The organism is Curtobacterium sp. MCBA15_012, from assembly GCF_001864935.2.
Taxonomy (GTDB): domain Bacteria; phylum Actinomycetota; class Actinomycetes; order Actinomycetales; family Microbacteriaceae; genus Curtobacterium.
This window is the reverse complement of the sequence record NZ_CP126267.1, coordinates 1,729,864-1,756,161: the sequence shown is the minus strand read 5'-3', so window position 1 is coordinate 1,756,161 and position 26,298 is coordinate 1,729,864. Positions and strand designations below refer to the sequence as shown.

Genomic DNA, 26,298 nt, shown 5'->3' with positions numbered 1-26,298 from the left:
GGCACCGAGAAGCCCGGCGCCACACCGCGCCGGGCTTTTCGTTTCCCCTGGCGGCCCTCCGTCAGGACCGGACAGCGCCCGGGCCCGCACACGCGCGAACCACGAGCCACCACGACCCGACGACCGACGACCGACGACCCGAGAGGCAGCATGACCGACGTCGACCTCGAGTTCGCACGCGTCCGCGCCGTGCTCGACCGCCCGACGCTCCGGCTCGTCTCCCGCCCCACCAGCGCCGCGGTGCTCGCGGTCTTCCGCACGGTGTTCGACCGCGACGTGCAGTACGTCCCCGCCGACCGGATGCACCTGCAGGTCGAGGAACACGTCGCGCGCCTGCGTGCGACCGGCGCACGCGTGCCGGCGGGCGACCAGGCCGAGGGCGACCAAGCGGACGCACGACCGAACGGCCGCGCGCTCTGCCGGGACTGGGTCGCGGCGCAGTGGCTCGTCCGCTCGAACTCCCCCGACGGCGACGAGCAGTACTCGCTGACGAGCCACGCGCTCGAGGCACTGAGCCTCGTCGACGCCCTCTCGGCCGACCGCGCCCTGATCAGCGAGAGCCGCCTCGCCATGATCGTCGACGCCGTGCACCGCTGGGCCGCCCGCGCCGAGCCGGACCCCGAGGAACAGGTCCGCCGGCTCGACGCCCAGATCGCCGAACTGCAGGCGCAGCGGGAACGCCTGCTGTCCGGCGAGGAGGCCACGACGGTCGACGACGACCGGATGCGCGACGGCTACACGAACATCTCGGACCTCATCCGCCAGCTCCCGAGCGACTTCAAGCGCGTCGAGGAGGCCGTGGCGGCGATGCACCGCGAGATCGTCGAGGACTTCCGGCAGGAGGTCCGCCCGATCGGCGAGATCCTCGACGACTACCTCGCGCGCACCGACAACCTCATGCAGGCCACCCCCGAGGGCCGCGCGTTCGAGGGCGCCTTCGAACTGCTCCGCGACGACGGCCTGCTCCTCCGGCTGCGCGACGACATCGGCACGATCCTCGCCCACCCCTTCGCCGAGTCGCTCGGCGCCGGGGAGCGACGCGCCTTCCGCAACACGGTCGCGATCCTCCGCCAGGGCATCGAGGACGTCCTCGCCCAGCGCCGGCAGCTCACCGCCACGCTCCGCGACCAGATCGTGGCGCACGACGTCGTCCGCGACCGCGAGCTCGACGCCGTCCTGCGTTCGGTGAACCGCGGGCTCGCCGCCTGGATCGAGCGCGGGACCGCCCGCGACCGCGTCCCCCTCCGCCTGCTGCCCGCGACCGCCGAGGTCGGCACGCTCCGCGAGCGCTTCCACGACCCCGACGACGACGCCGTCCCGCCGCCCATCGAGGAACCGGACGACGACGTCTTCGAGGAACTCGACGTGGAGAGCCTCCGCCGCCACGGCGGTCCGCTCCTCACCGAGCTGCGCGCCGTGCTCCGCTCCGCCGCGCCGGACAGCGCCGACGCGTTCCACGCCCTGCCGCCCGAGCAACGGCGCCCGGTCGAGCTCTTCGGTCTCGCCCACCTGCTCACCGGGCGCGAGGACTTCGAGTCCGCCGCGCACGTGGTCGCCCACCACACGGTGCGTCCCGACGGCGAGACGGTCACCTTCCACATGCCGACCGCGGCCCTCCCCGGCACGTCGGCCCACGACCCGCACGACGACAACGGCCAGGAGGCACGGTGAGCGACACGACGCCGGCACCCGTCGACCAGGTGGTCACCGACCACGGCGACACCCACCACCGCGACGCGGCGCACGTCCCCGACGCGGTCCCCGCCGACCCGGCGGACCGGTCCGGTCCCGCCGACGGCCTCGACCCGGCCAGCGCGGACGACACCGTCGACGAGGAGCGCGACCAGACGACCTTCGCCCTGTTCGAGGGCGACGAGGGCCGGCTCGACGAACCGCAGCGACGCGCGCTCGTGGCACTGCTCCGCAACACCTACGTCAGTGCCCGGACGCACGCCGACGAGTGGCGCGCGATCACCGACGGCGAGCACCAGCTGCGCTCGCGGTGCAACGACCTGTTCCTCGAGCTGCACGTGGACCGCGTGCGCGAGGTCGCGTGGAAGCGCCAGGCCCGCTCGGAGAGCCAGCGCCGCACCTTCCCGACCCTGCTGCGCGACGTCCCGTACACGCGCGAGGAGACGATCGTCCTCGTCTACCTGCGCATGCGGCTCCGCGCCGACGCCCGCCCCGGCCTCGACCAGGTCGTGGTCGACCGGTCCGAGATCCTCGGGCACGTCGCCGGCTTCCTCCCGCCGACCACCGACCGCACCCGCGACGAGTCCCGCGTCGCGAAGGCGATCGACCGCCTCGTGACCTCGCGCATCCTGGTGAAGACCACCGACCCGGACCGCTTCCGCGTCGCGAGCGTCGTCGAGGTCCTGCTCCCCCTCGACCAGCTCCGCGACCTCGACCGCTGGCTGCAGGGCGCGACCACCGACGGTGGTGCGCCGACCGACGGCGGCGACCCGGGCCTCCCGGCCGACCCGACCGACACCGACGACGAAGGCGAGCCGAGCGCATGACCGACACCGCCACCGGCCTGTCCGGCCTCGACCTCGGGACGCCCGCGCTCTTCGACACGGTCGCGCAGTGGCGCGCCGAGTCGATGCAGGTCGTGAACTGGGGCGGCTTCCACGGCCACCGCCACGTGGAGCTGTCCGGCACGGCGACGCTCATCTCCGGTGCCTCCGGGACCGGCAAGTCGACGCTCATGGACGCGTACCTCGCGGTGATGATGCCGTCCGACGTGCCGTTCAACGGCGCGTCGAACGACGCGACCACGGGGCGGGCGCGCAGTGCCGACCAGCGCAACCTGCTGACGTACCTGCGCGGCAAGGTCGACACCCGCCGCGACCCCGAGACCGGCGCGCTGCGCGACGTGAACCTGCGCGGCGACGACCAGACCACGTGGGGCGCGGTCGCGGTGACGTTCCGGAACGACGACGAGCGGCGCTTCACGGTGCTGCGGGCGTACGTGGTGCCGAAGCGGGCGCGTGGCGTCGGCGACATCCAGATGACGATGGCGACCGTCGACGACACCTTCGACCTGCGGCGGCTCGAGGAGTTCGTGCCGTCGCGCTTCCACCACCTCGAGCTGACCGGCCGCGTGCCGGGACTCGTCGTGCGGGACACCTACCAGGAGCTCGCCTACACGCTGCAGACCCGTCTGGGCATCGGCGACTCGGGTGGTGGCAACCGGGCGATGCGGCTGCTCGCGCGGATCCAGGCCGGCCAGCACCTGCCGACCGTCGACGCGCTGTACAAGTCGCTCGTGCTCGAGACCCCCGGGACGTACGAGGCGGCCGACCGTGCGCTCGCGCACTTCTCGGCGCTCGACGAGGCGTACGAGGCGATGGACACCGAGGAGCGCAAGGTCCGCATCCTCGCGCCCATCGTCGAGCTGCACGACGAGATCGACCGTGCGACGACCGCCGCCCGTGCCCTCGACGGGATCGCCACGGGAGCCGAGGTCTCACCCTTCGCGCACTGGACGGCGTCGCGGAAGCGCGCGCTGCTCGACGCCGAGGTCGCCCGCAACCGTCGTGAGGCCACCGCCGCGCGCGCCGACGTCGCCGCGACCGAGGCCCGCCACGGTGCGGTCGAGATCGAGCTCCGCGAGGCCGAGGGCCGTCTGCGCGACCAGGGCGGCAACGCGCTCGCTCAGCTCGAGGACCGCATCGAGCGGCGAACCCGGGAACGCGACGCGGTCGCCCGCACCCGCACGACCTTCGAGGAGCGCACCGCGCCGCTCGGACTCACACTCGACGACGAGACCGCGTTCGCCGCGGCGCAGCGCTCGTCCCGGGAGTTCCTCGGGGCGGTCGCGGACCGGCGCGCCGAGCTCGACGCCCGACGGGACGCCCTGACCCGCGAGGAGTACCCGCTCCTCGACCGCGAGCGGACCCTCCGCCAGGAGCGGCAGTCGCTCGAGCACCGCCAGGGTGCGATGCCGCTGCCGATGCACGAGGCACGGCTCGCGATGGCCCGCGCCGCCGGGATCGACCCCGCGTCGCTGCCCTTCGTGGCCGAGCTGCTCGACGTGCTCCCCGGTGAGGAGCAGTGGCGCACCGCGATCGAGTCCGTCCTGGCCCCGCTCGCCCGCACCCTGCTCGTCGACCAGGACCGGCTCTCCGACTTCAGCGAGGCCATCGACGCGCTCCGCCTGCCCGTCCGTGTGCAGTTCGAGGGCGTCCCGACCGGCCCGCACCTCGACCTCGACGGCGACCCCGCGATGGTGTCCGGCAAGCTCACGATCAAGGACTCCCCCTTCAGCACCTGGGTGCGGGAGCGGATCGAGTCGGACCGCATCGACGCGCGCTGCGTCGACACGGCCGCCGAGCTCGGTGGCGGCGGACGACGGGTCACGCCCTCCGGTCAGCTGCGCGACGGCCGACGCGGTGCCCACGGCGACCGCCGGCAGTCGAACGTCATCGGCTTCACGAACGAGGCGCGGAAGGCGTCCGTCGAGCAGGAGCTGACGGCGATCGCGCAGGACCTCGCGACCCTCGAGGCCCGCCGCACCGACGTCGCGCAGGACCTCACCTCGCTCGACGTGCTCCGTGCCGCCCACCAGCACCTCGTCGACACCACCTGGGACGCGATCGACGTCGCCGGGGTCGAGGCGTCGCTCGAGCGGCTCGACGCCGAACGCCAGGCGCTGCTCGCCGCCGACGACGGGCTCCGCACGCTGCGCGAGTCCGTCGCCCGGCTGCGTCGCTCGCTCGACGAGGCCGCGGACCGTCGGTCCGCCGCGCGGCTCAGCGTGACCCGGCTCGACGAGCGCCACGCCGTGCTCGTCGACGGCCAGGACGCCGCGGCCGAGATCCTCGAGCGCTTCGAGGAGGCCCCGACGCAGGTGCCCGACGAGGAGCAGGACCGGCTGCTCGCCGAGGCGTTCGACGAGGTCGGCGCCCCCGACGGCATCGACGGCTTCGACGACGCCACCCGACGCCTGCGCCGACGGCTCGAGGAGCGGCTGTCCCAGGCGCTCGACGGGGCGGCCGCCGCGTCGACCGCCCTCACGCTGACCTTCCAGCGGTACCAGGACGCCTGGCCCGACCCGAACCTCGGCACCGGGGTCGCGTCGTACCCGGACTACCACGCGATCCTCGACCAGATCCTCGCGACCGGCCTGCACGCCCGCCGCACCGAGTGGCGTCGGCGGCTGTCGCAGTGGAGCGGCGAGGACCTCGTGCCGCTCGCGGGCGCCTTCGACCGGGCCGTCGTCGAGATCGAGGAGCGGCTCGAGCCGGTCAACGAGATCCTGCGGGAGCTGCCGTTCGGTGCGAACCGGGACCGGCTGAAGATCCAGATCCGCCGGGTCACCCGCGAGGACGTCACCGCGTTCCGCCGGGAGCTCCGTGCCCTGTCCGCCTCGGTCGACACCGAGCTGACCGACGACGTGCTCGAGACCCGCTTCCGCCGACTCCGGCGCTTCATGGCGGTCATCCGCCCCGAGCCCGGTGCCCCTCGCGGTCGGACGACGCAGCGCGACGCCGTGCTCGACGTCCGTCGGCACATGGAGATCACGGCGGTCCGGTACGACACCGACGGCAACGACCTGGGCGTGTACTCGTCGCTCGGCGACAAGTCCGGCGGCGAGACGCAGGAGCTCGTGGCGTTCATCGTCGGCGCCGCCCTGCGCTACCAGCTCGGCGACGAGACCCGGCCCCGGCCGCGGTTCGCCCCGGTGTTCCTCGACGAGGCGTTCATCAAGGCGGACTCCGAGTTCGCCGGGCGTGCGGTGACGGCCTGGCTCCGGCTGGGCTTCCAGCTCGTCGTGAGTGCGCCGCTCGACAAGGTGACGGCGCTCGAGCCCTCGATGGAGCGACTGCTGTCCATGCGGAAGCACCCGGACACCGGGCACTCGTCGATCACGGAGATCGCGCGGGGGTAGGGCGCCCGGGGGCCCCGAGGTGGGCGTCCGGGGCGCCCAGGTTCCAGAATTCTGGAACCTGGGCGCCCCCGCACCCCGGCACGTGACACCTCGGCGATCCGTCGACGGCGCGTCGCGGAACCTCGACGTCGGGCTGTCCGGCGCGCCGGAGGTGGACGCGACGGTCGTGACGCTGCCTCCGTACCGACCGCGGTACGGTGGGCGGGTGTTCGGCCGCCGCTCCCCCACCTCCCGTCCCGACGAGCCCGGTGTCGGCATCGGCGCGCTCGTGCAGGTGGTGAACGGCGACCGCGGCGGGGAGCGTTGGGCGGGCGACCCGGTCGGTGTCGTCGTCGCACCGGGCGGGAACCAGATCGGCGGACTCCAACGTGCGTGGGTCGTCGCGTTCGACGAACCGGTCTACACCGAGGACGGGCGCGGCCCCTACGAGCGGGCGACGGTCCTGACCCGGCAGCTCGTGCCGCTCACGCCTGACGCCTGACGCCTGACGGCCGACCCACGACCCCCGACCCCCGACGCCCGACCCCGGACCCCGGACGTTCGTCGCGGAGTCCCTGACCCAGCCGGCCGACGGCGGGTCCGTCGGCCGCTGACCGACCGGTCGTCGTGTGTGCTGCGGACGCGACACATCTCGGAGCCGTGCAGCCGTCGCACCCGTGAGAGCGACAGATCGTGGCGGATGGTCCACGCGGATCTGTCGCTTTCGCGAGATGCCAGCCGGGCAACGGTGCAACGGGGCGGACGGGGCGGGCTGGGACGGGGCGGACGGGGCGGGCTGGGACGGGTCTGGGCGGCACCGCCGCCGGACAGCACGGCGCCCCCGCCGACACGTGGTCGGACGGGGGCGCCGTCGTGCTCGGACCCGGACGCTCGGCCCGGTGCCCGCGAGGACTCAGTACTCCTCGGAACCGCTCTTCATCATGGCGGCGACCGCCATGCACATCCCCACGCCGCCGAGGACGCCGATGCCGATGATGACGCCTGCGATGACTTCGAGCATTGGGGACTCCTCGGTTCCGGGGCCGGCACCTGACCGGCCGGGGTGACTGCGTCCAGGCTACCGGACGGCAGCAGTGGGGGTCGGTGCGGCACACGGTCCGTGCCGCCACGCACGGCGGTCGCGTCCGCTGTGCGCCGCGCGCCGTGCGACCGCTCGGAGGGTCACCGCACGCCGCGCATGAGCCGCAGCACCGGCTTCGTGCACAGGAGCAGCACGACCCCGACGGCGACCGCCGCGAGGCCGAGTACCGTGAAGTACGGCGCCTCGTTCGTCGGGTCGTAGTACTTCGCGAGCACACCGGTGACCGCGGTGCCGAGCGACACCGACAGGAAGAACAGCGCGACCATCTGCGTCTGGAAGCGTGCCGGCGCGAGCTTCGTCGCGATGGACTGCCCGACGGGCGACAGGAACAGCTCGGCGATCGTGAACACGAGCAGGATGCCGACCAGGGCGACGAGCGGGGTGCCGTGCTCGCCCGTGCCGGCGAACGGCAGGAAGAGCAGGAAGGCGAGGCCCATGATGCCCGTACCGAGGGCGAACTTCACCGGGGTGGACGGCTGCCGGTCACCGAGCTTCGTCCACACCGCGGCGAACACGCCGGACAGCAGGATGATGAAGACGGGGTTGATCGACTGCGCCCACGCGACGGGCATCGTCCAGTGCCCCAGCGACCGGTCGAGGCGCTCGTCGGCGTAGGTCGTCACGACCGTGAACTGCTGCTGGTACAGCGACCAGAACACCGCGCTCGCGACGAAGAGCGGGATGAAGCCGAGGACCCGGGACCGTTCCTCGGCCGTGATGCCGCTCGTCAGGATGACGACGAAGTAGGTGATCGTGGCCACGACCACGACGGCGACCACGATGCTCGGCAGGGTGCTGACGGTGAGCAGGCCCGTGAGCACCGCCACGACGACGAGGACGAGCACCACGACGGCGATGCCCGCGACCAGCGGCAGCCGACGTCGGTCGACGGGGTTCGTGGCGTGGCGGACGACCTCGGGCAGCTTGCGGCGCCGGACGCCGTACTGCACGAGGCCCGCGGCCATCCCGACGGCTGCGAGCCCGAAGCCCCAGTGGAAGCCGAGCGTGCTCTGCAGCAGGCCGGTCAGGAGCGGACCGGCGAACGCACCGAGGTTGACGCCGAGGTAGTACAGCGAGAACCCGGCGTCACGCCGCGGGTCGTCCCGCGAGTAGAGCCCGCCGACGATCGTCGTCGCGGTGGCCTTCAGCCCGCCCGACCCGAGCGCGATGAGCACGAGACCGGCTCCGACACCCGCGACGCCCGGGACGAGGGCCAGCGCGACGTGGCCGAGCATGACGATCACCGCGCTGCCGAACAGTGTCCGGTCCGCGCCCGCCAACCGGTCGGCGACCCAGGCCCCGATGATCGTGAACAGGTACACCGAGCCGCCGTAGGCGCCCATCATCCCGGTCGCGAGCCCGCGGTCGATGCCGAGCCCGCCCTTCGTGAGCGAGTAGTACATGTAGATGAGGACGATGCCCTGCATCCCGTAGAACGAGAACCGCTCCCACAGCTCGACCGCGAACGGTGTGGACAGCTCGAACGGCTGCCCGAAGAACGTGCGTTCCTGCTTCGGCTTCGGTGGTGCGGTGGTTCCAGACATCCGCTCAGTCTCCCCCGTGGTCGGGCCTGCCCGGAAATCGACGATGCCCGCTCATCAATCCCGGACCGTGTGTGTTGGAGGGTTCCCACCACGACCACCCGCTCCTGCGGGACGCGGTTGTGCACCGGCACGGCGTCCGGGCGACTGTCGACGAAGGTGCCTAGCGTGGGTTCTGCAACACGGACAGAGCAGTTCAGGAAGGCTCCCACCATGGTCGACACCGCACCCGCACGCCCCGGCACCGAGGCCCCGAACGCCGACGCCACGGGCGACCCGGCAGCGGGCACCCCGATCGGCGCCACCGACACCGACGTCCGCATCGACACGACGCTCCTCGGCGAGCTCCTGCTCGGGCGCTGGGCCGAGGACCGTCGCATCTCGCGCCGGCTGTCGAAGGACCCCGCGCTGCACAAGATCGAGGGGCAGCCGCTCGCCGAGCACCGCGCCCGCGCGCTCGAGCAGCTGCAGATCCTCGTCGACGCCGGGGCCATCCAGCGCCCCTACCCGCTCGAGTTCGGCGGCCAGGAGAACCACGGCGGCAACCTCGCCGCGTTCGAGGAGCTGACCACCGCCGACCCGTCGCTCCAGATCAAGGCCGGCGTGCAGTGGGGGCTCTTCGGCTCGGCCGTGCACCACCTCGGCACCGAACGGAACCACCGCGAGTTCCTGCCCGGGATCATCCGGTTCGACGTCCCCGGCTGCTTCGCGATGACGGAGACCGGCCACGGCTCCGACGTGCAGAGCATCGCGACCACGGCGGTCTACGACCCCGACACGCAGGAGTTCGTCATCCACACGCCGTTCCGGGGTGCGTGGAAGGACTACATCGGCAACGCCGCACTGCACGGCAAGGCCGCGGTCGTCTTCGCGAAGCTCGTCACCGCCGGGGTCGACCACGGCGTGCACGCGTTCTACGTCCCGCTGCGCGACGACGAGGGCGCGTTCCTGCCCGGTGTCGGCGGCGAGGACGACGGCGTCAAGGGCGGCCTGAACGGCATCGACAACGGTCGGCTGCACTTCGACCACGTCCGGGTCCCGCGCACGAACCTGCTGAACCGCTACGGCGACGTCGCCGAGGACGGCACGTACTCGTCGCCGATCGCGTCGCCCGGCCGCCGGTTCTTCACCATGCTCGGCACCCTCGTGCAGGGCCGTGTGTCGCTCGACGGCGCCGCGGTCGTCGCGCAGAAGCTCGCCCTGCAGATCGCGCTGACGTACGCGCGCGAACGCCGGCAGTTCCCGACCGGGGGCGGCGAGGAGGGCGTGCTGCTCGACTACGGTCGGCACCAGCGCCGGCTCATCCCGCGCCTGGCGACGGTGTTCGCGCAGTCCTTCGCGCACGAGAAGCTCCTCCGTACCTTCGACGACGTGTTCAGCGGTCGCGAGGACACGCCCCAGCGACGCGAGGACCTGGAGACCCAGGCCGCGGCGTTCAAGTCGATGTCCACGTGGTCGGCCCTCGACACCCTGCAGGAGGCACGCGAGGCCTGCGGTGGTGCCGGGTTCCTGGCCGAGAACCGGCTCACCGGGCTCCGCGCCGACCTCGACGTCTACGTGACGTTCGAGGGCGACAACACGATCCTGCTGCAGCTCGTCGGCAAGCGCCTGCTGACCGACTTCCGCGCGCGTGCGCCGAAGGACCCGACCTCGACCGCGAAGTTCGTCGCGGCGCAGGCGGCCTCGAAGCTCGCCGACGCCTCGGGCATCCGACGGCTCGGGCAGACCGTGGTCGACCGCGGCTCGATGGCGGCCTCGGTCGCCGACCTGCAGGACCCGTCGACGCAGCGCGCCCTGCTCGCCGGCCGGGTCGACACGATGGTGACCGAGATCGGGATGCGACTCGCCTCGGCGGGCAAGGACCGGCCGAAGGCGGCGCGGCTGCTCAACCGGTCGCAGCACGAGCTCATCGAGGCCGCCAAGGCCCACGCCGAGCTCATGCAGTGGGACGCGTTCACCGAGTCGATCGAGTCCGTGGCGCCCGGCGACACCCGGACGGTCCTCGTCTGGCTCCGCGACCTGTTCGCGCTCGGCCTGCTCGAGCAGCACCTCGACTGGTACCTCGTGCACGGTCGGCTGAGCGCCCAGCGCGCTCGGGCGGTCTCGGCCTACGTCGACCGGCTCATCGCCCGCGTGGTGCCGATCGTCCCGCAGCTCATCGAGTCGTTCGGGTACGCGCCCGAGCACGTCCGCGCGCCGATCGCCCTCGGCGAGGAACGCGCCCGACAGGACGAGGCGGCGGCGTGGTTCGCGGCCGAGGCGGCGGCGGGACGACTCCCCGAGCAGGAGAAGAAGCCCCGGCCCTAGCGCGTCGGACCGGCTCCGCGCGCATCGCGAGCGCGTGCGGGGCCGCCGAGCGGGCCCCCACACCGCGGGCGCGACCGCGCCGCGGGCACCGACACCGCGCAGCGGGGACCCACACCGCGGGCGCGACCGCGCAGCGGGCACCCGCACCGCAGCCGGACGACACGCGTCAGGTCGGCGTCGCGGGGTTCAGCCCTCGCCGCGGGGACGATCCGCGCCGAGCGCACGTCGCAGTCGCGCCTCGGCGTCGTCAGCCGTCCCGCCAGCGGCACCAGCACCCGACCCGCCACCGGCCGGACCCGCGGGACCCGCCGACGTCCCCGGCGCACCGGCTCCGGACGCGGCCGCAGCGGCCTCGGCGTTCGCCTCGATGACGGCGCGGACGACCTCCTCGCGCTGGATCTTCACCCCGCGCGGCGCGTCGATGCCGATCCGCACACCGTCGCCCCGGCTGTCGAGGACCGTGATGACGACGTCGTCACCGACGAGGATCCGCTCGCCGACCTTCCGCGTGAGTACCAGCACTCCGTCAGCCTAGCGACAGCACGGGGACGCCCAGTCGGTGCACCGACTCCGGCGTGGCGGTCTCCCCCGCCCCGATCGCGACGATCCCGGCGACCGGCGTGCGCGACGCGACGGCTGCGACCATCGCGACGGTGTCCTCGTGCTTGCGGCCCACGTCGACGACGACCCACACCTGGTCCGGGGCGAGCCCCGCGACGGTCGCCGCGTCGTCCCACGCCGCGACGCCGAGCAGGGCGTGCCCCTGCCGCACCCCGTCGGCCCGGGCGAGGATCCCGGACCGTCGGTCGGCAGCGGGCGTGGCCCGCAGCGCGTACCGGGCCGCGAAGACCCCGGCAGCCGCGTCGACGTCCCCCGCGCGCCCGACCAGGAGCACGAGGTCGCCGTCCGCGGACCGCACGGCGGGCAGCGACGCACCCACGAGCGCAGCACCGACCACCCCGTCGACCGCAGCCGACGCGGCCACCGCACCAGCGCCTCCCGTCCGACCGTCGCGACCGTCGCGGCGGTCACCACCGTCACCGCGGTCACGTCCGTCAGCGAGGTCAGCTGCGTCACGCCAGTCGTACCCGTCCTGGAGGCGCGACCCGGCCCCGTCGACCCGGCCCGCCTCCGGCGGGTCCGCCGTCGGGCGCGGTGCGCGGGGCGCGATGCCGTCCGCGACGAAGCCGTCGAGCACCGACGCGAACGCGTCGGCCCGTGCCGTCGCGGTGCCGTCGGCGCGGGCGATGCGTGCCTCGGTCTCGTCGGCCTCGGCGAGGAGCGCGGCGATCCCGACGCGGGTGACGGGGGTGTCGGCGATCGCGACGCGGGCGGTGACGGGGGTGCCGGGGTCGGGCACCTCGACGACGGCCTCGACGTGGGCACGCTTGAAGAGCCCGCCGATGCCGGGGGTGGTGACGCGTTCGGCGGAGACGATCCGGGCGCCCGGGCCGAACTCGGCGCGGACGGCGTCGCGGACGGCCTCGAGCGTCGGACCGCTACGCAGCGATCGGGTCGGCGGCACGGACCACCCCCACGGTCTCGATGGTGGAGCCCGCGGCGGTGGCCTCCTGGTACGACAGCACGGGCAGGCCGTTCGCCTGCGCCGACACCATCCGGTGCACGGCGGGGCGCAGCTGCGGCGCGCAGACGAGGACCGCGGACAGGCCCTGCTCCTCGACCGAGCGCACGGCGTCGCGGAGGGACCCGAGGACCTGCTCGATGCGGTGTGCGTCGAGCACGATCTGCGTGCCCTGCTCGGACGGCCGGAGCCCCTCGAGCATCGACTGCTCCAGCAGCGGGTCGATCATGATGACCCGCAGCGTGCCGTCCTCGGCGTGGCGTGCCGGCAGGGCGGGCCCGAGAGCGGCGCGGGCGGCCTCGACGAGCCCCTCCGGGTCGGAGGACACCTTGGCGCGCAGGGTGAGCGCCTCGCAGATGCGGCCGAGGTCGTTGATCGGGACCCGCTCGGCGAGGAGGCCCTGCAGCACACGCTGGAGCTCGGCGAGCGAGAGCATCCCGGGCACGAGTTCCTCGACGGCGGCGGGGTTGACCTGCTTGACGCCCTCGGTGAGGACCTTCACGTCCTCGCGGGTGAGCAGTCGCGCGGCGTTGTCGCCGATCACGGCCTGCAGGTGGGTGACGAGCACCGAGACGCGGTCGATCACGGTCGCGCCGGTCATCTCGGCCGCGTGGCGGAGCTCGGCCGGCACCCACTTGCCGGCGAGCCCGAACACCGGCTCGACGGTCACCGTGCCGGGCAGCCCGTCGAGCTGGTCACCGAGAGCCAGGACGCTCCGCGCGGGGGCGGTGCCGCGGCCGGCCTCGACGCCCGCGATGCGCACGGCGTAGGTCGACGGCGGGAGCTCGATGCTGTCGCGGGTCCGGACCGGCGGGACGACGATGCCCATGTCGACCGCGATCTTGCGGCGGAGCGCGCGGACCCGGCCGAGCAGGTCGTCGGAGGACCCGGACACCATGTCGACCAGGTCGGGGGCGAGCAGGATCTCGAGGGCGTGCACGCGCATCTGCTCGAGCAGGTCCTCGGGGGTGTCGGCGGACGGTGCGGCGGCCGCGAGGGCCTGCTGCTGCGCGGCCTCGGCCTCCTGCCGCTTCGCCTGCTGCCCGAGTCGCCAGCCGGCGAACAGCAGCCCGGCGCCGATGAGCAGGAACGGCACGATCGGCATCCCGGGGATGAACCCCATCGCGATCGCCGCGACGCCGGCGATCATGAGCGCGTTCCGGGACTGCGACAGCTGCTGCGCCGCCGAGGAGCCGATGTCGGTCTCGGCGCCGGAGCGGGTCACGATCATGCCCGTGGACACCGCCATGAGCAGGGCCGGGATCTGCGTGACCAGGCCGTCGCCGATCGTCAGGATGCCGTACTTCGACAGGGCGTCGGTGACGGACAGCCCGTTCTGCACCATGCCGATCGCGATGCCGCCGACGAGGTTGATGACGATGATGAGGATGCCCGCGATCGCGTCGCCCTTGACGAACTTCGACGCACCGTCCATCGCGCCGTAGAAGTCCGCCTCGGCGGAGACCGCCGCGCGGCGCTCCTTCGCCTCGGCGTCGGTGACGAGCCCGGCGTTGAGGTCGGCGTCGATCGCCATCTGCTTGCCCGGCATCGCGTCGAGGGTGAAGCGGGCCCCGACCTCGGCGACGCGCTCGGCGCCCTTCGTGACGACGACGAACTGGATGACGACGAGGATGAGGAAAACGACCGCGCCGATGATGACCGACCCGGACACCGCGACGTGGCCGAACGCCTGGATGACGTCGCCCGCGAACCCTTGGCCGAGCACGAGCCGCGTCGAGGCGACGTTGAGCCCGAGCCGGAACAGCGTCGCGACGAGCAGCAGGGACGGGAACACCGAGAAGTCGAGCGGCTTCTTCACGAACAGCGTCGTGAGCAGGATCACCAGCGCGAGCAGGATGTTGCAGATGATGAGCACGTCGAGCAGGAACGACGGCACCGGCAGGATCAGCAGCAGGACGATGCCGACGATGAAGATCGGGACGGCGAGCTTGACGGTGTCCTTGCGGTTCATGCGGGAGCTCCCTGCGGGTCGGCCGAGGGGTCGGCGGTGGGACGGGACGGGCGGATTCGGCGCGGACGCAGGTCGCCGGTGAGCGTGGTGGGGTCGAGGACGGTCGCGACCTCGTCCGGGGTGGTCGGCCGCGGCGCCTGGTGCGTGCCGGTCGCGGCCCCGCGGGTCCTCAGGGCCATCACGAAGGACAGGACCCGGGCGACGGGCGTGTAGAGGTCGACGGGCACCTCCTGCCCGAGCTCGCACGCGGCGTGCAGGGCACGGGTGAGCGGGACGTCGCGGACGATCGGCACCCGTTCCTGCTCGGCGCGCTCGCGGATCACCTGCGCGACCGGCCCGGCGCCCTTGGCTGTCACCCGCGGTGCGGAGCGGCCCGGCTCGTACTTGAGCGCGACCGCGTAGTGCGTCGGGTTCGTCATCACGACGTCGGCGTCGCCGATCGCGGCGACCATCCGGTTCCTGCTCATCGCGAGTTGGCGGGAGCGTCGCTGCGACTTGACGAGCGGGTCGCCCTCGCTGTGCTTCGACTCGTCCTTGACCTCGCGCTTGGTCATCATCGTGCGCTTGCGGTTGCGGCGCACGACGACGAACACGTCGAGCGCGGCCAGGACGAGCCCGGCGGCGACGGCGGCGCGGAGCAGCGTGCCGGTGCCCTCGCGGGCGGCATCGAGCACCGAGGACAGCGGCAGCGACCCGCTCGACATGAGCACGGGGACGAGCGACTGCACCGCGAACCACAGGACGAGTCCGACGACCGCGGTCTTGAGGAGCGCCTTCACGCCGTTCCAGAGCGCCTGGACGCCGAACACACGCTTGACCCCGGCGACCGGGTCGAAGTGGTCGGGCTGCGGGGTGAGTCGGCGGACGTGCACGCCGCCCTGCACGACCGAGACGGCGAGGACCGCGACCGCGACGACCGCGAGCATCGGCCCGAGGGTGGCCGAGAGGGACGCCAGCGCGTCGGTGAGCGCCTGCCGGGCGACCGCGAGCGACGGTTCCGCGATGACGTGCTGCACGGCGCGGAGCTGCTGCTCGCCGGCCGCCGCGGCGTTGCCGATCGTCGCGGGCATGACGAGCGCCGCCATCGCGATGCCCGTCCACGCGCCGAGGTCCTGCGACCGGCCGAGCTGCCCCTTCCGGTGCACCTCCCGCATGCGCTTCTGGGTGGCCTGTTCGGACCGTTCCCCGCTGTCGGACACCGGGCCTCACCCCCGTCCCGTGATGGCCGCGACCGCGTCGCCGGTGAGCGACGACACGACCGCGGGCAGGGCCATGAACAGGGCGCCGGCGAACACGACGGTCAGGCCGATCTTGATCGGGAAGCCCATCTGGAAGGCGTTCAGCGCGGGTGCGACCCGGGTGAGCAGGCCGAGGCCGACGTCCGCGAGGAACAGCACGACGACGAGCGGACCGGCGATCTGCAGCGCCGCGAGGAACATCTGGGACAGCGCGGCGACGAGCACCCCGGCGAGCGGTCCGAGCGCGAGCGTCCCCGGTGCCCCGTCCGCGCCGACGAGCGGGACCGCGTCGAACGACCGCACGAGCCCGCCGACGATGAGCTGGTACCCGCCGCTGGCGAACAGCAGCGCGAGCGAGGCCATCTGGAACAGGCGGGTGAACTGCGCGCCGTTCACCTGCGACTGCGGGTCGAACGCCTGCGCGAGGGTGAAGCCGCCGAACAGGTCGATGAGCGCGCCGGCGGACTGCACCGCCGCGAAGACGAGGTACACGAGGAAGCCGAGGGCCAGCCCGACGACGAGCTGGGTGAGCAGGGCGAGCAGGAACCCCCCGGTGTCGAGGGACACGTACCCGGCGGCGACCCGCGGTGCCACCCCGATCGCGAGCGCCAGGCCGAGGATCACCTTCACCATCGCGGGGAAGGCCCGGTACGCGAACGGCGGCGCGAGCACGAAGAACGCGACGAGCCGCACGCCCGCGAGCATCGTGGCCTCGAGCCGGGACGCGTCGACGACGAGGTCCATCAGCCGGTCCCGAGCAGCTTCGGGATCATGTCGAACGCGACGTGCGTGAAGGACACCATCTCGGCGATCATCCAGTTGCCGCAGACGACCAGGGCGATCGCGACGGCGACGGCCTTCGGCACGAACGACAGCGTGACCTCCTGGATCTGGGTCACGGACTGGAACAGCGAGATCGCGAACCCGACCACGAGCGAGGTGACGAGGACGGGTGCGGCGAGCTTGCCCGCGACGAGGAGCGCCTGCAGCGTGAGGTCGATGACGGCCTGCTGGTTCATCAGTGCACCACCTGGTAGCTCTGGATGAGCGACGTGATGATGAGCCCCCACCCGTCGACGAGCACGAACAGCAGGATCTTGAACGGCAGCGAGATCATCACCGGCGGGAGCATCATCATGCCCATCGACATGAGCGCAGCGGAGACGACGAGGTCGATGACGAGGAACGGGATGAAGATGACGAACCCGATGATGAACGCGCTCCGCAGCTCGGAGATGACGAACGCCGGGATCACGGTGGTCATCGGGACCGCGTCCATGTCCTTCGGGTTCGCCTGGCCGGCCGCGCGGGTGATGAGGGCGACGTCCTCCTCGCGGGTCTGGTGCAGCATGAACGTCCGGAGCGGCTTCGTGCCGAGCTCGACGGCCTTCGCGAAGTCGATGTGCCCCGCCAGGTAGGGCTGGAGGGCGTCGTCGTTGACGTGCCCGAGGACCGGCGCCATCACGAACAACGACAGGAACAGCGCCAGCCCGGCGAGCACCTGGTTCGGCGGGATGCCCTGCAGCGCGAGGGCGTTCCGGGTCATCGCGAGGACGACGAAGATCTTCGTGAACGACGTCATCATGAGCAGCAGGGCCGGCGCGACGCTGAGCAGCGTGATGCCGAGCAGCGTCACGACCGCCGACGACGGCGCACCGTCCGGGCCGTTCACGCTGACGCTGAAGTCGCCGGTCGCCGGGGCCGTCGGGGTCGCGGGCGCGGTCGGCTGGACGACCCCCGCGGCGTGCGCGCCGGTCGCGGTGAGCAGGACGACACCGGCGACGACCGCGGTGCCGAGGAGGACGACGGTGAGGGTGCGCCCGGCGCGGGCGGCGGTCACCCGGCCCGCCGGTCACGGAGCGCGGCGGCCGCCTGCCGCCAGGTGTCCACCGACAGGATCGAGCCCTGCAGCTGCTGCGCGGTCGGCAGCGCGGTGCGCTGGGGACGGCGGTTGCGCGGACGCATGGGCAGCGGCTCCGCCGCGTCGGTCGGGAGGACCGTGGCCGGGTCGACGTGCTGCTCCAGTTCCGCACGGAACCGGTCGGCGGAGGTGGTGGTCGGCTCGGCCACGGAGCGTGCGGCGGGCGCGTCGGGTGCGGACGGGACCGCGCGGGGCACGGTCGGGAGCACCACGGGGCCGGTCACGATCGCGAGCTCGGGTGCGGGGGCCTGGCCGCTCGTGAGCAGGGCGACGCCGTGCTCCGAGACGCCGAGCACGAGCCGCTCCCCCTCGACGTCGACCACGACGACGCTCGCCTTGCCGCCGATGCCGGTGCGGCCGACGACCTCGACGGTCGCCGAACGGCGTCCGCGGGCCTTCGTCCGGCCGAGCTGTCCCTTCGCGACGCGGCGGTGCAGCACCCACATGAGGGCGAGCACGATGCCGAGCGACAGCGCGACGCGGAGGACGATGACGAGGGTGTCCACCGGCGGGCTCAGACGCTCTCGGCGACGTCGAGGATCTTCGTGATGCGCACCGCGTAGTCCTGGTCGACGACGACGACCTCGCCGTGCGCGATGAGCCGGCCGTTCAGCAGGACGTCGGCGGGTGCACCGGCGCTCCGGTCGAGCTCCACGACCGCTCCGGGCTCCATGCCGAGCACGTCCCGCACGGACATCCGGGTGCGGCCGATCTCGACCGTCAGGGTCATCTCGACGTTGTTGATCCGGCCGAGGTTGCCGGTGGGCGTCGCGGCTGCGACCGCGGGGGCCGACACCGTGCCGTTCTCGCGGACCCGGATGCCGAACCAGCCCCCGGTGACGCCGGCCGACGACAGCTCGAACACGACCGTGTCCGGGTCGGCGAACAGCGACGAGGCCGACTCGCGGCGGGCGTCGCCGAGGACACCGACGCCGAGGACCGCCGCGGCGGCCTCGAGCGAGGGGCGCAGGACGTCGGTCACGTCGACGATCCCGGCGTCGGTGCCGCCGGCGGCCACGACGGCGTCGAGGTCGGTGAGCACGAGGGCCAGGTCGGCCGACAGGCCGCCGACGAACGAGGCGACCACCGCGTCGGCCGCCGCTCCGAGGACGACGGGGGTCGCGCCTCCCGGCTGGGCCGTCGCGGTGAGGGGAGCCGCCGTCGGGAGCTGCGCCGCGAGCGACTCGGCGGCGGTCGTGTGGAGGGTGGTCGTGCTCATGCGTGCTGCTCCGAGGTGGTCGTGACGACGATGCCCGCGAGTCGCGAGCCGTTCGCGCCGACGGCGGCGGTGCCGACGGGTTCGCCGTCGACCGCGATGGTGAGGGGACGGTGCTGCGGGTGCGGCAGGGGCAGGACGTCGCCGACGGCGAGTCCGAGCACCTGCGCGGGCAGGACGGTGGCGGGCGCGAAGCGCAGGCCGACGCCGACCGGGACGGCCGCGAGCTGCGCGTCGAGGAGGGCCTTCGCGTCGGCGGCCGTGACGCTCGCGGTGTCCTCGCCGAGCTGCGGCAGCACCGCCTCGGCGGGCAGCGCGAGCGTGCCCGGGGCGATGCGGTCGCCGACGCGGATGTCGAACGAGGCGACGATCATCAGGTCGCCCTTCTGGGCGGCCTGGGCGAACTGGCTGTTGAACTGGAAGCCGCCCGTCGTGACCTCGTGCGCGAGGAGGCCGCCGAACGAGTACCGGAGGTCGTCGAGGGCGTCCTCGACGATCTTGCGGACGAGGGCTTGCTCGATCGGCGTGAAGGTGCGCTCCGGGGTCGGCAGCGGCTTCGAGGCGCCGAGCGCGTGCGACACCCAGGTCAGCGCGGCGTCGAGCGGCACCTGGAGGACGCCCTTCGGCACGAGACCGGCGATCGGCAGCAGCACCATGCCGGTGAGCGCGGGCAGCGACGAGGCGTACTCGTCGTAGGTGCGGATCTGCACCTGGCCGCACGTGACCTGGCTCACCGCGCGGACCTTGGCGGTCAACTGCGTGCCCCACTGCCGCGCGAAGGTCTCGAAGGCGAGCTCGAGGACCCGTGCGTGCTCGCGGGCGAGCGTCGACGGGCGCGCGAAGTCGTACACCTCGGGCGCGGGCAGGGTCTCGGTCACGTAGGGCGTCTATCGGTCCGCTGGGGATCGGCCGGTAGCGCTGTACCCCGTACTGGGGAGGCGGAGGGTGTCTCGTCGGGATCAGCCCTGGCGTGCTCCGTCCTGTGCCGTGGCGAGTGCGGGCATCAGGGCGCTGACGTCCTGGTCCTGGTTCGACAGCACGACGATGTCGACGCGGCGGTTCAGCGCGAGGTCGGACTCGGTGTCGCCCTTCGCCAGCGGGCGGCTCGACCCGAAGCCGACGCTCTGCACGTGCTCAGCCGACATGCCCCCGCGTTCGACGAGGTCCCGGAGCACCCCGGTCGCGCGGGCGGCGCTGAGCTCCCAGTTCGTCGCGTACGGGGCGGTCGAGTTCCGCTGGTCGGCGTGCCCCTCGACGCTGACGTCGTGCTGGCTGGTCGACAGGACCGGCGCGATCGCGTCCATGATGCGGCGGGCCTGGTCGGACAGGTCGGCGCTGTTCGTCCCGAAGTACGTCTCGCTGCCGATCAGCCGGACGGTCAGGCCGCGGGCGTCGACCGAGAACTGCACGTTCGCGGTCTGCCCGGACTGCTGCAGGTTCGCCTGGATCGCGGCCTGGATCGCCTTGAGGTCGTCGAGCTCGTGCTGTGCGGCCGCGAGGTCCGCCTTCGACGCGACCGGCGGCACGGCGGTCGACGCCGGGTCGACGTTCGTGTCCTTCGCCCCCGACGCCGCGGTCGAGTGGTCGGCGTCCGACTTGTCGGTCGCGTAGCCCTTGCCGTCCTTCGTCACCTCGGACTTCGTGACGACGGTGCCCGAGGCGGTGTCCACCTTGCCGCTCTTGACCTCGCCGAAGCCGGTCGCGAGCGAGTTCTTCAGGGCGATGTACTTGTCCTGGTCGACCGAGGACATCGCGAACAGCACCAGGAACATGCACATCAGGACCGTGATCATGTCCATGTACGAGGCCATCCAGCGCTCGTCGGGGTGCTCGGCCTCGTCGTGTCCACCGCGCTTGCGGCCTCGGCCCCGACCACGCGGGTTGGCGCTCACGTCAGGCCGCCAGCTGCTGGTCGTCGACGTCGGCGGTGCTCTTCCCGCCGTTCTTGCCGGTCGGCTCCTGGCGGGCCGCGGGCGGGACCATGGCCTTCAGGCGCTCGCCGAGCAGGCGGGGCTGGCTGCCGGCCTGCACGGCGAGGAGCCCCTCCATGAGCAGCGTCTGCCGGTCGGTCTCGAGCTGCGCGAGCTTGCGGAGCTTGCCGCCGAAGGGCAGCCACAGGAAGTTCGCGGTGAGGAGGCCCCAGAGCGTCGCCACGAAGGCGCTCGCGATGAGCGGGCCGAGCTCGTCCGGCTTGCCGAGGTTGGCGAGCACGTGGGTGAGCGAGACGACGGTGCCGATGATGCCGACGGTCGGCGCGAACCCGCCGAGCCCCATGAAGAACGCGCTCGCGCTCCGCATCGGTGCGGCGTTCGACTCGATCTCGTCCTCGAGCAGGATCCGCAGCTCGTCGCCGTCGGTGCCGTCCGCGATGTTCTGCAGCGCCTTCTTCATGAACGGGTCGTCGTGCTTCTCGGCCTCCTGCTCGAGCGCGAGCAGACCGTTCGCGCGGGCGGTCTCGGCCAGCGCGACGACGTCCTCGATCACGGACTGCGGCGGTGTGACCTTGCCGGTGAACGCCTTCGGGACAGCTTTGAACGCGGCGATGGCGTCCTTCATCGTGGTGCTCGCGACGCCGCAGCCGATCGTGGCGACGAACACGAGGAGCATCGGGGCGGGGAGGAAGAGCCCCGCCATCTCGACGTGCTCCATCTGCGCCATGCCGAACAGGGCGCCGAAGGCGAGCAGGATGCCGACGATGGTCGCGATGTCCATCAGCGGGCCCCGTCCAGCGAGCGGGCCGGGGTGGGCAGCGCGGCGACGGGGGCGAGGACGGGCTGCGGACCGGTCACGGTGCGGAGCCCGGGGTCGGTGGCGCGGAGCGCGGGATCGGCGGCACCGGAGGCCATGCCGACGATCCGGGCGCGGTACGCGGCGACGAGGTCGATGACCGCGGCCATGGACTCGCGGACGATGTACTTCGCCCCGTCGACCATGATGAGCGTCGTGTCCGGCGTCTCCTGGATGCGCTCGACGAGGTCGGGGTTGACAGCGAATGCGCTGCCGTTGAGTCGTGTGACGACGATCATGGCCCGTCCTGGTTCTCGATCGTCCCGCCGCCGTCCGTGGGGCGGGATGCAGCTCCGTCCGTGGTGCTGCACCGAGGCCTATCGGCGGGACGGCCGGGCACGTTAGCGATCAGCCGGGCGGCGATCGACACCCGTCGTGGAACTTCTCATGGACGAGATATTCCCGATCCGAACCTGCGAGTCCGATGCGTGTGCAGCCCTGCTTTATCTCATGAGCGTGTTAGCGTGGCGCGCATGTCCGACACCTCCACCGTCGTCACGCCCGCCGACCAGGCTGCTGCCCCGGCGACCCCCTCGGCCCCCCTCCGCGAGGTCGGCGCCCTCATCCGCGGCGCCCGCAAGGGCCGTTCGATGACCCAGACCCAGCTCGCCGAACGCGTCGGCACCAGCCAGAGCGCGATCAACCGGATCGAGCAGGGCGGCCAGAACCTGTCCCTCGAGATGCTCACGCGCATCAGCGAGGCGCTCGACCAGCAGATCGTCTCGATCGGCGGCGCCCCGCAGCGCTCGCACCTGCGCGTGCAGGGCGGGCGGAAGCTCAGCGGCTCGATCGCCGTGAACTCGAGCAAGAACGCCGCCGTCGCGCTGCTGTGCGCGTCGCTCCTGAACCGTGGCGTGACCCGCCTGCACCGGGTCGCCCGGATCGTCGAGGTCGACCGCATCATCGACGTGCTCCGCAGCCTCGGTGCCACCGTGACGTGGTCCGAGGACGGCGAGGTGCTCGAGATCGTGGCCCCCGACGACCTGCGGCTCGACGCCATCGACGCCGACGCGGCACGCCGCACCCGCAGCGTCCTCATGTTCCTCGGCCCGCTCAGCGGCCGGTACCCCGAGTTCCGCCTGCCCTACGCCGGCGGCTGCGACCTCGGCACCCGGACCGTCGAACCGCACCTCATCGCGCTCCGGCCGTTCGGCGTGGACGTCGAGGCGACATCCGGCTGGTACGAGGTCGGCGTCGCGAACCAGGCCGTGCCGACCTCGTCGGTCGTCCTCACCGAGCGTGGCGACACCGTGACCGAGAACGCGATCCTCGCCGCGGCCGCCCGCGACGGCGTGACGACGATCCGCAACGCCAGCCCCAACTACATGGTGCAGGACCTCTGCTTCTTCCTCGAGCTGCTCGGGGTGCAGGTCGAGGGCATCGGGACCACCACGCTGAAGATCACCGGTCGCAGCCGGATCGACGAGGTCGTGGACTACTGGCCGAGCGAGGACCCGGTCGAGGCGATGAGCCTCCTGACCGCCGGCATCGTGACGTCCTCGACGCTCACGGTGACCCGTGCGCCGATCGAGTTCCTCGAGATCGAGCTCGCGACCCTCGCCGAGATGGGCCTGCGCTTCGACGTCAGCGAGGAGTACGCCGCCGCCAACGGCCGCACCCGCCTCGTCGACATCACGGTGCACCCGTCCGAGCTGCACGCGCCGATCGACAAGATCCACGCGATGCCGTTCCCGGGGCTGAACATCGACAACCTGCCGTTCTTCGTCGTCATCGCCGCGATGGCCGAGGGCACGACGCTCGTGCACGACTGGGTGTACGAGGGCCGAGCGATCCACCTGCTCGACCTGACCCGCCTCGGTGCGACCGTCACGCTCCGTGACCCGCACCGGCTCGACGTCACCGGTCCGACGCACTTCTCGGGCGCCGAGGTGAGCTGCCCGCCGGCCCTGCGCCCCGCGGTGGTCATCCTGCTGGCGATGCTCGCGGCGAAGGGCGAGAGCGTCCTGCGCAACGTCGGAATCATCGCCCGCGGGTACGAGCAGCTGCAGGAGCGCCTCAACTCGCTCGGTGCGTCCATCGAGACGTTCCACGACTGAGCCCGACACCCCGGCACGCCTGACGAGGGCGGTTCCCCACAGCGGTCCGCCGCTGCGAGGGACCGCCCTCGTCAGGGTCCTGCGGGAGTGGTCGGGCGGACCCGGCGCCGCGTCGAGCGGACGCCCGGCACCGATCGGGAAGGGAACGCAGGGTCCCACGCGTTGACTGGCCCGGCGGACGGGTCCACCGTCCGACAGCGTGAGGAGACACGTGCTCGGTCCTGAACTGGTGGTCGTCCTCGGCCTGGCGATCGCCGTGACGGCTGCGGTGGCCGACCGCATCCGCGTCGCACCGCCCGTGCTGCTGCTCGTGATCGGCGCGTTGCTCGCGTTCGTACCGACCTTCGCGCGGGTCGAGCTCCCCGCCGAGGCCGTGCTGCTGCTCTTCCTGCCGGCGCTCCTGTACTGGGAGAGCCTGACCACGTCGCTGCGCGAGATCCGCAAGAACCTCCGTGGCATCGTGCTCATGGGCACGGTGCTGGTCGTCGTGACGGCCGGGGTCGTCGCCACGCTGCTGCACCTGCTCGGGCTGCCGTGGGGACCCGCGTGGGTGCTCGGCGCCGCGGTCGCCCCGACCGACGCCACCGCGGTCGGTGTGCTGACCAAGATGCTGCCCCGCCGGAACGTCACGGTGCTCCGGGCCGAGAGCCTCGTCAACGACGGCACCACCCTGGTGGTGTACGGCATCGCGGTCGCGGTGACGGTCGGCACGCAGGAGCTGACGTTCTGGAACGTGTCCGGGATGCTCGTGCTGTCCTACGTCGGCGGCGTCGCGGCCGGACTGCTCGCTGCCTGGCTCGGCACCCTCGTGCTGCGCCGTGTGGACACCGTGGTGCTCGAGAACCTGGTCACGCTGCTCGTCCCGTTCGCCGCGTTCCTCGCTGCCGAGGCGATCGGTGCCTCCGGGGTGCTCGCGGTGGTGGCGGCCGGCATCGTCGTGAGCCAGGTCGCCCCGAAGCTCGACCGCGCCGAGACCCGGCAGCAGGTGCGCGCGTTCTGGTCCTTCCTCACCTACCTGCTCAACGGGGCGCTGTTCGTGCTCGTCGGGATCGAGGCCATGATCGCCGCCCGCGAGCTCGACGCCGGCGAGGTCCTCTGCGGGATCGGCATCGTCCTCGCCGTCTCGGTCGTCCTGGTGCTCGTCCGGTTCGCCTTCGAGGGGTCGATCGGCGGCACGGTCTGGCTCGTGACGCGGCGGTTCGGCGGTGAGCCCCGCGAGGGCCGCCGCGACCGCCTCGTCAGCGGGTTCGCCGGGTTCCGCGGTGCCGTGTCGCTCGCGATGGCGGTCGCCGTCCCGCGCACGCTCGAGTCCGGCGGCGCGTTCCCCGAGCGGAACCTCATCGTGTTCGTCACCGCGGGCGTCGTCGTCGTCACGATCGTCGGTCAGGCGCTCGTACTGCCCGCGGTCCTGCGCCGTGCCGCCCTGCCGGAGGACGAGTCGGTCGGCGAGGAACGGCGACTGGCCGAGCGCACCGCGATCGAGGAGGCCCTCGCGGCACTCCCCCGGCTCGCCCGCGCGGCCGGGGCCGACCGCGCCACCGTCGACCGGATCCGCAAGGACTACGAGGCACACCTCGACGTGATCCAGGCCCGCGAGGAGGAGGACGAGGACCACCCGGCGCTGCAGCGGCACGACTCCGCGGTCGCGCTCGAGCTGGCCCTCGTGCAGCACAAGGCGGCCACGTTGCTGCGGCTGCGGGACGCCGACGAGATCGACGACCTCGTGCTCCGCCAGGTCCGCGCCGGCTACGACGCCGAGGAGGCACGGCTCGAGGGGTCGACCCCGCCCTGACCGGCCTGGCCCCGACCGGCCCGGGAGACTGGACCTGCCCTGACCCCGACCGGCCCGGAACCGCCCCGGAGGCACCGCACGGGCGACGTCGACCGGCCGGGACCCTAGTGCGCCGGCACCTGCCCGGTCCGACGCATCGCCCGCTCGAGCAGCTCGAGGTCGATCCCGACGTGCCGCCGGGCGACCTCCCCCGCCTCGACCGCACGTCCCGCGCAGACCGCATCGACGAGCGCCTCGTGCTCGCGGAGCGCCCGGTCCTCCATCTCCGCCATGCCCTCGGCCGTCCCCCACAGGTGCGCCGGTGCCGCGATGGACACCTGCGACTCGAGCCCCGCGAGCGTCCCGGCGAGGACGGCGTTGCCCGCCGCGTCGATGATCGTCCGGTGCAGGACGGCGTCGGCCTGCTGCTTCTCGAACCCGGTGGCCGCGGTCCGGAACGCCTCGAGCCGGTCCCGGATCCGCTCGGCCGTCGTCGGGGTGACCCGCTCGGCCGCCGCGGTCGCGAGCGCCCCGTGCAGGAGCGCGACCGCGTCGGTGGTCTCGCGGATGCCCGCCCACCGTGCGATCAGGGTGCGGCCGACGGCGTCGGAGGACGAGTCCGGCCACTGGGTGCGGACGAAGGTGCCGCCGCCACGACCCCGCCGGGTCTCGAGCAGCCCGCGGTCGACCAGCCGGGCGAGGGCCGACCGGACCGTCACCCGCCCCACCCCGAGCAGCACGGTGAGCTCACGTTCCGCGGGGAGCCGGGCACCGGGCAGGTACTCGCCGACGGCCACGGCCGTGACCAGTCGGTCCTCGACCTCGTCGACCCGGCTCTCCGGAGCGCGTTCCGCGACCACTGGCTCCTCCTCGCGTTTCGTCCACGTTAAAGGACGCGGAAAGGTCTTGCACGGGACCATTGACCGGGCCAT

Annotated in this window: 22 protein-coding genes; 7 read left to right on the top strand and 15 right to left on the bottom strand. The window is 72.9% G+C overall.

The genetic code is table 11. The features are described from left to right. Positions 1–150 precede the first annotated feature (150 nt). The 4 genes from QOL15_RS08075 (at position 151) to QOL15_RS08060 (ending at position 6,374) form a co-directional block, all read left to right on the top strand. A complete protein-coding gene (locus QOL15_RS08075; protein WP_071247185.1) occupies positions 151–1,671 on the top strand; it encodes a DUF3375 family protein in 1,521 nt (506 codons plus the stop codon). Beyond that, a complete protein-coding gene (locus QOL15_RS08070; protein WP_083393975.1) occupies positions 1,668–2,519 on the top strand; it encodes a DUF4194 domain-containing protein in 852 nt (283 codons plus the stop codon). Before QOL15_RS08075 ends, QOL15_RS08070 begins: the two co-directional genes overlap by 4 nt. Beyond that, the gene (locus QOL15_RS08065; protein WP_071247187.1) at positions 2,516–5,893 is read left to right on the top strand and encodes an ATP-binding protein; all 3,378 of its coding nucleotides are present in this window, start codon (positions 2,516–2,518) and stop codon (positions 5,891–5,893) included. Before QOL15_RS08070 ends, QOL15_RS08065 begins: the two co-directional genes overlap by 4 nt. 205 nt (positions 5,894–6,098) lie before the next feature. Beyond that, on the top strand, positions 6,099–6,374 hold the full coding sequence (locus QOL15_RS08060; RefSeq protein ID WP_139197471.1) for a hypothetical protein: 276 nt from the start codon (positions 6,099–6,101) through the stop codon (positions 6,372–6,374). Between the two features lie 680 nt (positions 6,375–7,054). Here the strand turns inward: QOL15_RS08060 and QOL15_RS08055 are convergent. After that, the gene (locus tag QOL15_RS08055) at positions 7,055–8,518 is read right to left on the bottom strand and encodes a peptide MFS transporter (RefSeq protein ID WP_071247191.1); all 1,464 of its coding nucleotides are present in this window, start codon (positions 8,516–8,518) and stop codon (positions 7,055–7,057) included. A 210-nt stretch (positions 8,519–8,728) separates the two neighbouring features. Here QOL15_RS08055 and QOL15_RS08050 point away from each other — a divergent pair, with 210 nt between their 5' ends. Further along, positions 8,729–10,822, top strand: coding sequence for an acyl-CoA dehydrogenase (locus tag QOL15_RS08050; RefSeq protein WP_071247193.1), 2,094 nt, complete (start codon positions 8,729–8,731; stop codon positions 10,820–10,822). A 186-nt stretch (positions 10,823–11,008) separates the two neighbouring features. Here the strand turns inward: QOL15_RS08050 and csrA are convergent, their stop codons facing one another. From csrA to QOL15_RS07985, 13 genes are all read right to left on the bottom strand, one after another. After that, entirely contained in the window at positions 11,009–11,344 is a 336-nt protein-coding gene (gene csrA, locus QOL15_RS08045) for a carbon storage regulator CsrA (protein ID WP_253181655.1), read from the bottom strand. A gap of 4 nt (positions 11,345–11,348) precedes the next feature. Next, positions 11,349–12,347: a hypothetical protein gene (locus QOL15_RS08040; RefSeq protein ID WP_071247195.1), complete on the bottom strand. Its 999-nt coding sequence runs from the start codon at positions 12,345–12,347 to the stop codon at positions 11,349–11,351. Next, positions 12,322–14,376, bottom strand: a complete 2,055-nt coding sequence (locus QOL15_RS08035; protein WP_071247197.1) for a flagellar biosynthesis protein FlhA — start codon at positions 14,374–14,376, stop codon at positions 12,322–12,324. The genes QOL15_RS08040 and QOL15_RS08035 overlap by 26 nt, the downstream gene beginning before the upstream one ends. After that, positions 14,373–15,575 carry a flagellar biosynthesis protein FlhB gene (locus QOL15_RS08030; RefSeq protein WP_065962967.1) on the bottom strand — a complete coding sequence of 401 codons (1,203 nt, stop codon included), beginning with the start codon at positions 15,573–15,575 and terminating at the stop codon, positions 14,373–14,375. Before QOL15_RS08030 ends, QOL15_RS08035 begins: the two co-directional genes overlap by 4 nt. A 6-nt stretch (positions 15,576–15,581) precedes the next feature. After that, a complete protein-coding gene (locus QOL15_RS08025; RefSeq protein ID WP_071247199.1) occupies positions 15,582–16,358 on the bottom strand; it encodes a flagellar biosynthetic protein FliR in 777 nt (258 codons plus the stop codon). Further along, positions 16,358–16,633 carry a flagellar biosynthetic protein FliQ gene (locus tag QOL15_RS08020; RefSeq protein ID WP_071247201.1) on the bottom strand — a complete coding sequence of 92 codons (276 nt, stop codon included), beginning with the start codon at positions 16,631–16,633 and terminating at the stop codon, positions 16,358–16,360. Before QOL15_RS08020 ends, QOL15_RS08025 begins: the two co-directional genes overlap by 1 nt. Then, positions 16,633–17,454 carry a flagellar type III secretion system pore protein FliP gene (gene fliP / locus QOL15_RS08015; RefSeq protein WP_065962960.1) on the bottom strand — a complete coding sequence of 274 codons (822 nt, stop codon included), beginning with the start codon at positions 17,452–17,454 and terminating at the stop codon, positions 16,633–16,635. The genes QOL15_RS08020 and fliP overlap by 1 nt, the downstream gene beginning before the upstream one ends. Next, entirely contained in the window at positions 17,451–18,041 is a 591-nt protein-coding gene (locus QOL15_RS08010; protein WP_071247203.1) for a flagellar biosynthetic protein FliO, read from the bottom strand. The genes fliP and QOL15_RS08010 overlap by 4 nt, the downstream gene beginning before the upstream one ends. An 8-nt stretch (positions 18,042–18,049) precedes the next feature. Then, complete coding sequence (gene fliN, locus QOL15_RS08005) at positions 18,050–18,754, bottom strand: flagellar motor switch protein FliN (RefSeq protein ID WP_071247205.1); 705 nt, start codon at positions 18,752–18,754, stop codon at positions 18,050–18,052. Next, on the bottom strand, positions 18,751–19,629 hold the full coding sequence (locus QOL15_RS08000) for a flagellar motor switch protein FliM (RefSeq protein WP_065962955.1): 879 nt from the start codon (positions 19,627–19,629) through the stop codon (positions 18,751–18,753). The genes fliN and QOL15_RS08000 overlap by 4 nt, the downstream gene beginning before the upstream one ends. An 81-nt stretch (positions 19,630–19,710) precedes the next feature. Next, entirely contained in the window at positions 19,711–20,643 is a 933-nt protein-coding gene (locus tag QOL15_RS07995; RefSeq protein ID WP_071247207.1) for a flagellar motor protein MotB, read from the bottom strand. A 1-nt stretch (position 20,644) separates the two neighbouring features. Continuing rightward, positions 20,645–21,463 (bottom strand): motility protein A, encoded by an 819-nt coding sequence (locus QOL15_RS07990; protein WP_071247209.1) that lies wholly within the window; start codon positions 21,461–21,463, stop codon positions 20,645–20,647. Then, positions 21,463–21,777, bottom strand: coding sequence for a flagellar FlbD family protein (locus QOL15_RS07985; protein ID WP_071247212.1), 315 nt, complete (start codon positions 21,775–21,777; stop codon positions 21,463–21,465). Before QOL15_RS07985 ends, QOL15_RS07990 begins: the two co-directional genes overlap by 1 nt. 234 nt (positions 21,778–22,011) lie before the next feature. Between QOL15_RS07985 and QOL15_RS07980 the strand changes: the two genes are divergently transcribed. Together QOL15_RS07980 and QOL15_RS07975 are read left to right on the top strand one after the other, a co-directional pair. Beyond that, complete coding sequence (locus QOL15_RS07980; RefSeq protein ID WP_254784110.1) at positions 22,012–23,595, top strand: UDP-N-acetylglucosamine 1-carboxyvinyltransferase; 1,584 nt, start codon at positions 22,012–22,014, stop codon at positions 23,593–23,595. A gap of 211 nt (positions 23,596–23,806) precedes the next feature. Further along, on the top strand, positions 23,807–25,387 hold the full coding sequence (locus QOL15_RS07975; protein WP_071247214.1) for a Na+/H+ antiporter: 1,581 nt from the start codon (positions 23,807–23,809) through the stop codon (positions 25,385–25,387). A gap of 104 nt (positions 25,388–25,491) precedes the next feature. Here QOL15_RS07975 and QOL15_RS07970 read toward each other — a convergent pair whose 3' ends face one another. Then, on the bottom strand, positions 25,492–26,226 hold the full coding sequence (locus QOL15_RS07970) for a FadR/GntR family transcriptional regulator (RefSeq protein WP_254784111.1): 735 nt from the start codon (positions 26,224–26,226) through the stop codon (positions 25,492–25,494). Positions 26,227–26,298 lie beyond the last annotated feature (72 nt).